This is a genomic window from Emticicia sp. (assembly GCF_043780375.1).
Lineage (GTDB): Bacteria > Bacteroidota > Bacteroidia > Cytophagales > Spirosomataceae > Emticicia.
This window is the reverse complement of the sequence record NZ_JAYWCU010000046.1, coordinates 1-11,952: the sequence shown is the minus strand read 5'-3', so window position 1 is coordinate 11,952 and position 11,952 is coordinate 1. Positions and strand designations below refer to the sequence as shown.

Annotated in this window: 11 protein-coding genes; 10 read left to right on the top strand and 1 reads right to left on the bottom strand. The window is 36.4% G+C overall.

Features of this window, described 5'->3' with window-relative positions:
- The 9 genes from ACH2CJ_RS03205 to ACH2CJ_RS03165 all read left to right on the top strand — a co-directional run.
- The coding region (locus tag ACH2CJ_RS03205) for a fatty acid desaturase (protein WP_394990672.1) at positions 1 to 552 on the top strand (552 nt) is incomplete at its 5' end.
- A 230-nt stretch (positions 553 to 782) separates the two neighbouring features.
- Entirely contained in the window at positions 783 to 2,231 is a 1,449-nt protein-coding gene (locus tag ACH2CJ_RS03200) for a peptide MFS transporter (protein WP_394990670.1), read from the top strand.
- Between the two features lie 125 nt (positions 2,232 to 2,356).
- Positions 2,357 to 3,139: a PASTA domain-containing protein gene (locus ACH2CJ_RS03195; RefSeq protein WP_394990669.1), complete on the top strand. Its 783-nt coding sequence runs from the start codon at positions 2,357 to 2,359 to the stop codon at positions 3,137 to 3,139.
- 22 nt (positions 3,140 to 3,161) lie between these two features.
- The gene (locus ACH2CJ_RS03190) at positions 3,162 to 4,967 is read left to right on the top strand and encodes a T9SS type A sorting domain-containing protein (protein WP_394990668.1); all 1,806 of its coding nucleotides are present in this window, start codon (positions 3,162 to 3,164) and stop codon (positions 4,965 to 4,967) included.
- Positions 4,968 to 5,060: 93 nt separating this feature from the next.
- On the top strand, positions 5,061 to 5,366 hold the full coding sequence (locus tag ACH2CJ_RS03185; protein WP_394990665.1) for a rhodanese-like domain-containing protein: 306 nt from the start codon (positions 5,061 to 5,063) through the stop codon (positions 5,364 to 5,366).
- A 44-nt stretch (positions 5,367 to 5,410) separates the two neighbouring features.
- A complete protein-coding gene (locus tag ACH2CJ_RS03180; RefSeq protein WP_394990664.1) occupies positions 5,411 to 5,881 on the top strand; it encodes an NADH-quinone oxidoreductase subunit A in 471 nt (156 codons plus the stop codon).
- Positions 5,878 to 6,393, top strand: coding sequence for an NADH-quinone oxidoreductase subunit B (locus ACH2CJ_RS03175; protein ID WP_394990663.1), 516 nt, complete (start codon positions 5,878 to 5,880; stop codon positions 6,391 to 6,393). Before ACH2CJ_RS03180 ends, ACH2CJ_RS03175 begins: the two co-directional genes overlap by 4 nt.
- A gap of 189 nt (positions 6,394 to 6,582) precedes the next feature.
- On the top strand, positions 6,583 to 7,731 hold the full coding sequence (locus ACH2CJ_RS03170; RefSeq protein WP_394990661.1) for a hypothetical protein: 1,149 nt from the start codon (positions 6,583 to 6,585) through the stop codon (positions 7,729 to 7,731).
- Between the two features lie 70 nt (positions 7,732 to 7,801).
- Positions 7,802 to 8,884, top strand: a complete 1,083-nt coding sequence (locus ACH2CJ_RS03165; protein ID WP_394990660.1) for a Gfo/Idh/MocA family protein — start codon at positions 7,802 to 7,804, stop codon at positions 8,882 to 8,884.
- A gap of 71 nt (positions 8,885 to 8,955) precedes the next feature.
- Here ACH2CJ_RS03165 and ACH2CJ_RS03160 read toward each other — a convergent pair whose 3' ends face one another.
- Entirely contained in the window at positions 8,956 to 9,492 is a 537-nt protein-coding gene (locus ACH2CJ_RS03160; RefSeq protein ID WP_394990658.1) for a hypothetical protein, read from the bottom strand.
- A 177-nt stretch (positions 9,493 to 9,669) separates the two neighbouring features.
- Between ACH2CJ_RS03160 and ACH2CJ_RS03155 the strand changes: the two genes are divergently transcribed.
- Complete coding sequence (locus ACH2CJ_RS03155) at positions 9,670 to 11,880, top strand: TonB-dependent receptor plug domain-containing protein (protein WP_394990657.1); 2,211 nt, start codon at positions 9,670 to 9,672, stop codon at positions 11,878 to 11,880.
- The last annotated feature ends 72 nt before the right edge of the window (positions 11,881 to 11,952 follow it).

Below are 11,952 nucleotides of genomic sequence, written 5' to 3'. Positions count from 1 at the left end.
CACCATGCACACGCCGATACTGAGGAAGACCCACACTCACCGAGCTACTCTAAAGGAATTTTGGACATGATGTGGAAAACCAGAGTTATCTATAATGGTATTTTACATAACCATGATACAGTAGAAGCAAAATTCAAAAAAGGCGTACCCAATTGGAAATTTATGGAATGGCTCGGCGACCGTTGGCTAGTTCGATTAGCTTGGGGGATTTTATATACATTGATTTATATCAAATTTGCTACGGTATGGTGGATGTTTCTGCTTTTGCCTATCCATTATTTAATGGGACCGATTCATGGTGTGATTATTAATTGGTATGCCCACCGCTATGGTTATGTAAATTTCAAAGTTGATGATACTGCCAAGAATCTTTTACCGCTCGATTTGTTGATGATGGGCGAATCGTATCATAATAACCACCATAAATTTGGGGGAAGAGCCAATTTTGGTATTCGTTGGTTTGAACTTGACCCAACTTATCCATTAATAAAACTACTCAATGCTATGAAAATCATTAAGCTTAAACTAAATAACGACCTAAAGTATATGTAGTTATAAGGAAACTTTCAACATTCCCCAATAAAAATAAAACGCTTCGGTGGTGATGCACAAACTTGTGTATCACCATTTTTTTGGTCTGTTTTAAAGTAATTTTTTGTTTACTAACACAATTTTTGTCATTTTGCCGTTAGTGAAGTCGTCATGTCTTAGATTTTCAAAAAAATAGGCCTTACATTTGATAAACATTCATCATTACAACCAAAAAACTAAACCTAAACTAAATGCAAGAAAAAAAATTCTTTGGACACCCCATGGGACTCATGGTGCTATTCCTAACCGAAATGTGGGAACGCTTCTCTTATTATGGTATGCGTGCTATCTTGTTTTTATACTTAACCAAAGCAGCTAATGAAGGAGCGTTGGGGCTTTCTGTAAAAACTGGAGGGGCAATCATGGGGCTTTATATGGCCTCGGTTTATTTGCTTACTTTGCCCGGTGGGTGGATTGCTGATAATATTTTAGGTCAGAAAAAAGCAATTTGGTACGGTGCAATTTGTATCATGGCAGGACATTTGATATTAGCGATTCCTGGCACAAAAGAGATATTCTTTTTGGGATTGGCAACTGTGGCAATTGGTACTGGATTATTGAAGGCAAACATTAGCTCAATTGTTGGTGAGTTATACCCCGAAGGTGGAGCAAAACGTGATGCAGCATTTTCAATTTTTTATTTAGGTATCAACCTTGGTGCATTTTTAGGAATGTTTGTTGTGGGGTATCTGGGCGAGAAAGTAGGTTGGCACTATGGTTTCGGAGCGGCAGCATTCGCAATGCTTTTCGGAGTAATCAATTTTAAAGTAAACGCTAAATACCTCGAAGGTGTAGGCAATCCTCCAGTACAAAAATCTTCATTTACTTATTTGTACGTAGTTATAGCTGCACTTGTTTTGGTTGCTATTTTATTAGTATCGGGCATATTAGATAGTATTTCGCTTGCTCAATATATGAAATACATTATCGTTGCTATAACCATTTTGTATTTTGCCTACATCGGTTTCTTAGATTCTTCTCTTACAGTAATAGAGAAGAAAAGAGTCGGGGTTCTTTTCATTTTATTTATTGCAATCTCAATTTTTTGGTCGGGTTTTGAGCAAGCCTCAACAACCCTAACAATATTTGCAGACCGCCATACCGACCGCAATTTCTTGGGAATGCAACTCCCAGCTTCTTGGCTTCAAAATGCCAATTCGATGTTTATCCTAATTTTCTCAGCACCAATGGGGGTATTGTGGATTTATTTGAATCGTAAAAACTTAAATCCAAGTGTACCAGTCAAATTCGGCTTAGGACTATTACAAATGGGTTTGGGCTTTTTCATTATGTATTTGGCTGCACAAAGAGTATTAGACGGCTCAATGGCAGGTCTTGGCTGGTTAGGAATCACTTATATGTTTCATACACTCGGAGAGCTTTGTATCAGCCCAGTTGGTTTGAGTACATATACTAAGCTTGCTCCTAAAAAATATTACAGCCAGTTGATGGGATTATGGTTTGTAGGAGCTGCTCTAGGAAATCTTATTGCTGGCTTGTTTGCAGGAAACTTCGATGAAAGTAATGTCGCTGCGATGCCTGATTTATTCCATCAAGTGTTTTTGATTGGAACGATTTCTGGTGTCGTTTTGATAGTTTTATACAAACCTATCAAAAATTGGATGGGCGGTATCAAATAAAAACCTTTGTTATTTCCAATAAATACCTTTTTTTTGCTAAATATTTCTTTCTAAAACCTTACAGGATGCAATTCGTCGCACCGTTTCCAATTCTGCAAGGTTTATAGCTTTCAAACCCATAAAAAATGGCAAAATTTAGCACCAATTCAAAAACAGATATTTTTGTACACATTGGCATAATCATTGCCTTGTTTTTGATATTATTCTTTAGTTTTTTCTTTGTTTATTTACCTTGGAGTACCAATCACGGTCAGTCAATCACCGTTCCTGATTTGAAAGGACTCACAATGGATGAAATGGAAAAAGCTCTTGATGACCGTGACCTCGATTATGAAGTGAGCGATTGTACATTTGTGGCAGGAGCAAAACCTCTTTCGATTTTGACACAATATCCAAAATCGGGTTCGAGTGTAAAAGAAGGTCGTAAAATTTACTTGACTATTGTAACCGAAAAAGCTCCAATGGTGAAAGTGCCTGACGTAATAGGACGCTCAACCTCAAGTGCAAAAAACCAATTGCTATCAGCTCAATTAGTTGCAGGACAATCTGAAATCATAGCAGCCTTAGAAGAAAATACGGTATTAAAGATGAAGTTCAACGGGCAAGAAATCAAGCCAGGTACACTTATTCCTAAAGGCTCAACAGTTGTTTTTGTAGTAGGCGATGGTTTAGGCGACCAAATGATTGAAGTTCCAAATTTGGTTGGAATGGCGGCTGATGAAGCCGAGATTTTGGCATCAGGACAAAACCTAGTTTTATCAAAGCGTTATGTTGGTATAGTAGAAGGAAGTGCCGATGGTACAATTGTTAAACAAAGACCATCTGCCGAAGGAAATAAAATTCGTATTGGCGACGTTATTGATGTAGAAATTGCAGGAGATGACCCAGCGGGAACGCCACCAAATTAATGTGCATAAGAATATTTTTAATATGAAAATTTTTCAATCAAACAGACCTGTAAGTATTTGCAGGTCTGTTATTTTATTACTCTTATTTTTTACACAAACTGTTTATAGCCAAACACTTACATTGCCTTTTTTTGATGATTTTTCACAAACAAAAGGAGCATATCCTAATACAAAACTTTGGATAAATGGCGGTGTAAATATCAACAATACTTTTGCACTCAATCAACCAACAGTAAATATTGCTACTTTTGATGGCAAAAATTCGGCAGGTTTGCCCTACGATTTTATCAATAAATTGGCATATGGACGAACCGATTCGCTCACTTCTCGTCCAATTGATTTATCAACTTCTTTACCTGCAGATTCTGTCTATTTTAGCTTTTTTTGGGAAGCTCGTGGCCTAGGAGAATTACCAGATAATGACGATACACTTATGGTTTCTTTTTTGGATAATAGTAATAAATGGATCACGGTCTGGAAACAACAAGGTGTTATTGACAATAATTTTCGTCAAAAAATAATTCCTCTCAAAGCAATTTCTTTCTTCCACAAAAACTTTCAATTTAGATTTGAAGCAAAAGGGCGGCAATCTGGGGCTTTTGATACTTGGCACATTGATTTTGTTTATTTGAACAAAAAACGTAGATTAAAAGATATTTATACGCAAGATGTTGCTTGCCGAACTATCAACAATACCTATCTAAAAAGATATTCGGCAATGCCTATGAGGCAATATTTGGTCAATCCAGCGGCAGAAGTAAACCCAACTATGGATGTTGAAATTAGTAATCTTCAAAAAACGGCTCGAATTGTCAATTTTACTTGGCAAGTGACCGATACGCTTTCAAAAACCATTTATACCAATTTTGTTGGTGGAAATGAGACCATTACAGCACCAACAACCAAAGCCAAAACAAATAAAATTGATCCTATTACAAGCTTCAAACTAAAAAAAGCCGTTCTGAAATTCAAACAATTTATTACATACGAAAAGTCAGACGTCATTAACTTGCCTGATTCGACCAATAACATTCCCGAAAATAACCTTACTGCAAATGATTCTATTTCGACCTATACAATTTTAGATGATTTTTATGCTTACGATGATGGTACAGCCGAAGTTGGAGCCGATTATGACCAAAGTTTGGGCAAAGCCGCCGTACAATATGTTTTGAGCAAAGCAGATACAGTTGGAGCAGTGCGATTTAATTTTAGCCCTTATTTTAAAGATATTTCGGGACAGTTTTTTCTGATACAAATCATGGAAAGTGCTGGCGGAAAACCTGGAAAAATGCTTCATCAACAATCAGCCAAAGTTAAATATTCTCCCGAAGTCAATGGCTTTACTGAATATCAGCTTGATTTGAATGTTGCCGTGAAAGATACTTTTTATGTAGCTTGGACAAAAGTAAATGAAGATGTAGTGGCTATCGGAATTGACAAAAACACACCACAATTTGCCAGTAAAATTTTTTATAATAATGGTAGTGTTTGGACTCAGAATAGCTCATTGAAAGGTAGTTTAATGGTACGTCCTGTAATGGGTTTTCGTAAATCAAGTAATGGGCAAAGTAATGTTCTAACTGCCAATGAAGCCCCTTTTGATAAGCAATTTATCGTTTTTCCTAATCCTACGACGGGCATAATAAAATGGAATTTGGAAAGTATCAAGTCAGTTAATATTTTCGATATTTCGGGAAGAGAGATTTTTTCAAAAATAGTTGATAATCAAGAACTTAACCTTGAAACCCTTCCAGAAAGCACTTATTTTATAAACTTTTCGGACGGAAAAAAGAATTATATTCGGAAGATTGTGGTTGTGCATTAAAAAGGCTGTAAGCCGTACATTTTACAATTTTCTACTATAAAATCAAAAACTGGTACATAAAAACATATAATTATAGCTTAAAGCAAATTAAATATGGACAAAAACTATGACATCACCGTTGAGCAATTGAAGGCATTGCTCCAAAAGGAAGAACAAATCAACTTAATTGATGTTAGAGAAGAACATGAATACGAAGATGATAATTTAGGCGGTATACTTATTCCATTAGGAGAAATTCCCGACCGTTTAGACGAACTCGAAGGTATGAAAGGTCAAGAAATCTATATTCATTGCAGAAGTGGGGCAAGAAGTGCCAGGGCAAAAAGCTTCATTATTTCTCATGGTTTTGAAAATGTACATAATGTTTTAGGGGGAATTATAGCATTCAGAGATCTATAATTTTTGTCCACAACACATCATATAGCAAACCTCAAATATAAACTATGCTCTCAGACTTCGGTATCGTACTTTTGGCAATACTTTTGGCAGCAATGGCAATTACCTTAATTTTGGGTATTTCTTGGTTGCTTCGTCCAAAAAACCCAAATCCAGAAAAACTGACTACTTATGAGTCAGGCGAAGATCCTATTGGCAATGCGAATGTGCAGTTCAATGTTAAATTTTATGTTGTAGCTCTTATTTTCATACTTTTTGATGTTGAATTGGTGTTTTTATTTCCGTGGGCTACCGTATTTGGAAACAAAGAATATATTCAACAAACCAACGGACTTTGGGGTTGGTTTACGCTTGCCGAAATGTTTATTTTTATTATAATATTGGCACTTGGGCTGGCGTATGTTTGGGCAAAAGGATATTTAGATTGGGTAAAACCTGACCTCCGTACGCCAAAATTTAAAAGTAAAGTTCCGATAGAAATGTACGAGCAAGTCAATAAAAAATATGCTGACAAATGAATTTTGACACACTCGAAAAAGAGGCACATATTAAAACTGGCGAAAGTGAGGTAATTTTGACTTCACTTGATGAACTTACTAATTGGGCAAGAGCTAATTCTTTGTGGCCACTTGGATTTGGCTTGGCATGCTGTGCCATCGAAATGATGGCTACATTCGCCTCTAATTATGACTTAGAACGCTTTGGCGTTTTTCCTCGAAATTCGCCACGACAAGCAGATTTAATGATTATTTCGGGAACTGTTACTTTCAAAATGGCAGACAGAATTAAACGTTTATACGAACAAATGCCCGACCCAAAATATGTCATTTCTATGGGAAGTTGCTCCAATTGTGGCGGCCCATATTGGGAGCATGGCTATCATGTTGTCAAGGGCGTTGATAGAATTATTCCTGTTGATGTCTATGTGCCAGGCTGCCCTCCACGCCCTGAGGCTTTGATTGGAGGAATTTTGAAATTGCAAGAAAGAATAAAAACTCAAAAACTTTCGGAGATAGTACAGAATAGTTAAACAACTAACTATCAATAATTTACATAACTGCCTTAAAGACACAAAAATGTAATACACTTTAGAAGTGTGTTACATTTTTTTATGAATGAAATCATAATAATTTGTTAATCCTCGCAAAAGTTTACAAACAAAATAATCAAAAACCGTTATATTGCGAAGCAAATTTAATAAACAAAGCAACAACAACCCATGAAAAAACTACTAAAACATTTAGTCATTGGCTTCATCCTTTTCACTGTTTCATGCTCGAAAAGTGGTACAAAAGCCCTCGAAAAAGGCAATTATTATGAAGCAGTGTTGCAAGCAGTAGAAAAACTAAAAAAAGACACCGACAATAGTAAAGCAATCGAAGTATTGCCTGCTGCCTACAAAAATGCCCAAAGTGAGTTCTTACGAGACATTGACCGCAGTCAAAATGCCAATCAGCAGTTTCGTTGGGAGAGTGTTTTAGATTATTATACCAAGCTCAACAAAATGCAAGATGCGATTGAACATTGCACTGCTTGCCGAAGATTGGTGAGTCCGCAAACGTATTTTAAAGAAGCCGAAGATGCTCGTGATAATGCCGCCGCAGAGCGTTATGCTTTAGGTACAGATTTGCTCAAAGGAAGACCAACAAAAGAAAACGCTCGCATTGCTTATGATAATTTTGAGAAAATTACCATTTTTGCACCTAATTACAAAGATGCACGTAATCGTTTAGAAGATGCTCTTAATATTGGTTCTTATCATGTGGTGGTTGAGCAACCAAAAGTCAATTCTCGCCTTTATCAATATAGCAACGAATATTTTCAAGGAAAAGTAGATGAGTTTTTGCGTACTAATCGCCGAATGAATAAATTTATTCGATTTTACTCTCCAGAAGAAGCAAAAACCGTTAAACTTACACCCGACCAAGTAGTAAGACTCGAATTTATTGATTTTGTGGTGGGAGAAACAAGCATACAAACCGACCGACAAAATGTAACGAGTAAAGACAGCGTAAAAACTGGTGAGGCAACTTTGAATGGCAAAAAAGTGCCTGTTTATGGTAAAGTAAATGCACAAATTATAAAATCTCGCAAAGCTGTACGTTCGAGAGGAATCCTTTCAATGGAGATTTATGATTTCCAAACAAATAAAGTGCTTTCTCGTGAAGAAATTCCTGGCGAATTTACTTGGGTAAACGAATGGGCAAGTTTTAATGGTGATGAAAGAGCCTTGAATAGTATGGAATTGAATATGACTCGAAATCGTGAGCAATTGCCACCACCACCCCAACAATTATTTATCGAGTTTACCAAGCCAATTTACGACCAAGTAACTTCGAGAATCAAACGTTTTTATGAAAAATATTGAGATTAATAGACAATGAATGCAAAATGACAATTCTCAATTTAAAAATCAACCTTAAAACCTTTCAAATAAAATGTTAAATCGTCGGGAAGCTCTCAAATCTTTAGTCATTGGTGGTGCAACTACTTTTTTTTCACCCAATGTTTTGCTGGCAAGTACTGCAAAAAAGAAAGATAAATTAGGTATTGCATTGGTAGGTTTGGGTTATTATAGTACTGATTTACTTGCTCCTGCCCTTCAAATGACCGAAAAATGTTATTTGGCAGGAATCGTAACAGGTACGCCCGAAAAAGCTGAAAAATGGAAACAGAAATACAATATTCCTGATAAAAATATCTATAATTATCAGAATTTTGATACAATTGCTAATAATCCTGACATTGACATTGTGTACATAGTGTTGCCGCCCTCGATGCATAAAGAGTATGTTATCCGTGCCGCAAAAGCAGGAAAGCACGTTTTTTGCGAAAAACCGATGGCTCCGTCGGTCAACGATTGTTTGGCAATGATAAAAGTTTGTAAAGATAATAAAGTAAATCTGGCGATTGGCTACCGTTGTCAGCATGACCCCAATACGCAAGAATATATGCGAATTGGTAAAGAAAAAATGTACGGAAAAGTGCGAATGGTTTCTTGTGGAGCTGGTTATTTTGATGCAAGAACTACACATTGGAAGCAAAATAAAGCTTTAGGCGGCGGAGTAATGGGCGATATGGGCGTATATGCTCTACAAGGTGCAAGGTTAGCAACTGGCGAAGAACCTATTGCGGTAACGGCTCAGTCGAGCACAACTCGCCCCGAAATTTATAAAGAAGTAGAAGAAACAATGATGTTTCAGCTACAATTTCCAAGTGGGGCTTTGGCAGCTTGTCATACGAGTTTTGGAATAAATATGAATTATTTACAAGTAAATTATGAAAAAGGTTGGTTAAAAATGGAGCCTTTCTCAGGCTATTCGGGCAATAAAGGCAGTCATTCTAATGGAATAATTGAATTTCCATTAAAAAATCAACAAGCACGACAAATGGATGAAGATTGTTTAGCACTAATAAACTCGACACAATTAATAGCCCCGGGTGAAGAGGGTTTGCGTGATATTCGAGTGGTTGAAGCAATTTATCAAGCAGCAAAAAATGGCGGGACGGTGAAGATATAATTTATGATTTACGAATAAAAATGGAATCTCGATTTCACTAAGTTCCCGAATTCGTAAATCATATTTCAAACTCAGGCTTCCGTCAATTTTTCTCCCGAAAACTGGTGCTGTGGTTCTTTGAATAAAATATTGAAAGTTGTCATTGAGCCATAGCAACGAGTAATGTATTGTTGAATATTCACTTTTTCTTCGTCGTCTATATTGCTGGCATTTACTCGCTGCTCCAATACTCGCAGGCGGTCACGCATCATAACTATTTTATGAAAAAAAGCATCAATCGGAATCTCTTTCGATTGCAAATCTCTACGCCCTGGCTGTAAAATCATCTTCCCTCCTTTCCAACGGTCGCCCAACGGCAGAATTTCTGTTGCATCCATCCAACGTTGCAAAATCTTTGAGAGATTGCGTTCCACATCAAACAAACTCACCATATCGTGCGATGGTTCGACTGATTCTAAGACCTCAAAAGGATAGTCTATTTTAATGTTTTTCGTGCCAATTTCTACAAAAGTTATGACATAAACATCTGATTTAAAGTTAATTACGACTCCAACACCATATTCAGAGTGCTTTACACGTGAGCCAATTCCAAGTATTATATTTGCCATATTATGTGGAGCGAATTTCCAATTCGCAGTAAAGTAAAATGATTAGATAAAGTTGTTTGTGCAAACAAAATGCCAAATATTTATTTTTAAATATTTAGGCTTATCTAAAAATATATTTAGAATTATTTTGAAATATAATTTTATTCATCAAACTTTGTATCGAAAAATTAAATTACCATGAAAAACATATTTACTAAATCACTCATAATCAGCCTATTAAGTTACTTTTCAGCAAATGCTGGAGAAATACATGGCATCATAATTTGCAAAGACAAAGCTGTGAGTTTTGCAAGTATTACCATTTTAGCAACGAAAATGGGTATTCAAGCAGACGAAAATGGAAAATTTATCATAAAAAATGCACCAAATGGTAAACAAATAATTCAAGTTTCAAGTATTGGCTATAAAACTAAACAACTGACTATAAATGTATTAGAAAGTAAAAAAAACAACTTAAACATCGAAATTGAGGAAGAAAATTCACAACTTAACGAAGTCGTTGTAACAGGAACGATGAAAGAAACGACCATCAACGAATCGCCTGCCCCTATTCAGATTTTAAATCCTACTTTTTTTCGTAAAAATCCCACACCCAATTTATTTGAGTCTCTTTCAATGGTTAATGGGGTGCGTCCGCAACTCAATTGCAATGTTTGTAGCACGGGCGATATTCACATCAATGGGATGGAAGGACCATATACTTTAGTACTGATTGACGGAATGCCCATTGTGTCGGCACTCTCAACGGTTTATGGACTAAGCGGAATTCCGAATTCGATGGTCGAACGAATTGAAGTAATGAAAGGCCCAGCTTCTACGCTTTACGGCTCTGAGGCGGTGGGTGGATTGATAAATGTAATTACAAAAAATCCTGCTAAAGCTCCTAAATTTAACTTCGATTGGAATACAACAAGCTATTTAGAAAATAATTTTGATGCCAGTACAAAAGCTCAATTCGGTAAAGCCAATGTTCTTTTCTCTGGAAATTATTTCGTTTTTGGTAAGCGTTGGGACATCAATAATGATAATTTTACTGATATTACACTTCAAAATAGGGTTTCGTTATTCAATAAATGGTCATTTCAGCGACGAGATAATCGTGTTTTTAATTTAGCGGCTCGCTATGTATACGAAGACCGTTTTGGTGGTGAAATGCAATGGCAAAAAAGAAATCGTGGTGGTGCGGAAATTTATGGAGAATCTATTTATACCAAACGTTGGGAAATGCTTGGAAGTTATCAGTTACCTATTGATAAGCAGAAGGTTACGCTTAATTTTTCGTTCAATCAGCACCAACAAAATTCGTTTTATGGTACAACTGCTTACTTAGCTACGCAACGCATTGGCTTTGGGCAATTGCTTTGGGACAAGAAATTAAGCACGCACCATGATGCCCTTCTGGGTCTTACTCTTCGCAATACTTATTATGACGACAATACGCCCGTAACCCAAAAATCTGACTTACAAAATGCACCTGATTTGGTCTGGTTACCAGGTGTTTTTGCCCAAGATGAAGTAACTCTGAATGCAAAAAACAAAGTTTTATTGGGGTTGCGTTTCGACTATAATTCCAAACACGGTGGTATTGCGTCACCACGATTGAACTGGAAGTTTTCGCCTAATAAAGATAACATTTTTAGATTAAGTTTAGGGAATGGTTATCGAGTTGTAAACTTATTTTCGGAAGACCATGCAGCTTTAACTGGATCTCGAAAAGTATTAATAATGAATAATTTAAAGCCTGAACGATCGTACAATGCAAACCTTGATTATCAAAAATTCTTTACTTTTGAACGAGGCTATGGAAATATTCAACTCAATGGTTTTTATACGTATTTTTCCAATAAAATTATTGCCGATTTTGACCAAAATCCTGAGTTAATTGTATTCGACAATCTAAAAGGTTATGGTATATCCAAAGGAGTTGCACTAAATGCCGAATTTGCTTTTATCTCAAGCCTTAAAATATTTGCAGGAGCAACTTTAATGGATGTTTACCGAAAAGAAAATAACTTAAAAGTTACCCAAATTCAAACGCCACATTTCACAGGAAACTATGCTATAAGTTATTCACTCAACAAAGCACAACTCACTTTCGACCTCACTGGTAATTTGTATAGCCCAATGCGACTGCCCGTGGTGAGGGCTTATGGCGACACTCGCCCAGGATTTTCGCCGTGGTTTGGCATTCATAATATTCAAGCAACTAAACGACTCGCCAATGGTTTACAGATGTATGGCGGAATCAAAAATCTAAGTAATTTTCTTCCAAAAAGCCCTATTTTTAAGCCAGAAGCACCATTCAGCGAACAATTCGACCCAACTTATAACTATGCCCCAATGCAAGGCATCAGAGGATTTTTGGGTTTAAGATGGAGTTTTTTCTAAGGTAACACTTTACTTCTGAGCCTGTGTTGCAAATGCAACAACGATATATTGTTTAGATTGATTCTAAATAAA

Coding starts and splice junctions, on each gene's coding strand:
- ACH2CJ_RS03200 (WP_394990670.1), top strand. CDS start 783: ATGCAAGAAAAAAAATTCTTTGGACACCCCATGGGACTCATGGTGCTA.
- ACH2CJ_RS03195 (WP_394990669.1), top strand. CDS start 2,357: ATGGCAAAATTTAGCACCAATTCAAAAACAGATATTTTTGTACACATT.
- ACH2CJ_RS03190 (WP_394990668.1), top strand. CDS start 3,162: ATGAAAATTTTTCAATCAAACAGACCTGTAAGTATTTGCAGGTCTGTT.
- ACH2CJ_RS03185 (WP_394990665.1), top strand. CDS start 5,061: ATGGACAAAAACTATGACATCACCGTTGAGCAATTGAAGGCATTGCTC.
- ACH2CJ_RS03180 (WP_394990664.1), top strand. CDS start 5,411: ATGCTCTCAGACTTCGGTATCGTACTTTTGGCAATACTTTTGGCAGCA.
- ACH2CJ_RS03175 (WP_394990663.1), top strand. CDS start 5,878: ATGAATTTTGACACACTCGAAAAAGAGGCACATATTAAAACTGGCGAA.
- ACH2CJ_RS03170 (WP_394990661.1), top strand. CDS start 6,583: ATGAAAAAACTACTAAAACATTTAGTCATTGGCTTCATCCTTTTCACT.
- ACH2CJ_RS03165 (WP_394990660.1), top strand. CDS start 7,802: ATGTTAAATCGTCGGGAAGCTCTCAAATCTTTAGTCATTGGTGGTGCA.
- ACH2CJ_RS03160 (WP_394990658.1), bottom strand. CDS start 9,492: ATGGCAAATATAATACTTGGAATTGGCTCACGTGTAAAGCACTCTGAA.
- ACH2CJ_RS03155 (WP_394990657.1), top strand. CDS start 9,670: ATGAAAAACATATTTACTAAATCACTCATAATCAGCCTATTAAGTTAC.